Source organism: Streptomyces sp. PT12 (genome assembly GCF_003311645.1).
In the GTDB taxonomy this organism is placed as follows: domain Bacteria; phylum Actinomycetota; class Actinomycetes; order Streptomycetales; family Streptomycetaceae; genus Streptomyces.
Genome location: NZ_QEST01000038.1, coordinates 1 through 213, shown reverse-complemented (window position 1 = coordinate 213; position 213 = coordinate 1). Strand labels below are relative to the sequence as shown.

1 protein-coding gene is annotated in these 213 nt (G+C 67.6%); it reads left to right on the top strand.

Annotated features, from left to right (window positions below):
* Nucleotides 1-213 (top strand): extracellular solute-binding protein (locus tag DEH69_RS04030; RefSeq protein ID WP_113685483.1); only part of this gene is annotated, 213 nt, incomplete at both ends.

The window sequence follows — 213 nt, the reverse complement described above, 5'->3', positions numbered from 1 at the left end:
CGAGCTGAGCAAGGCCAAGGACTCGGGCCAGATCAAGGGCTTCACCGGCAACGACTACACGAAGCCGTTGGCCTCGGGCGACACCGCCGCCTGCTTCGCGTGGACCGGCGACGTGGTGCAGCTGCGCGCCGACAACCCGAACCTCGGCTACGCGCTTCCGCAGACCGGGTGCACCCTCTGGTCGGACAACTTCGTGATCCCCGCTCTGGCGAA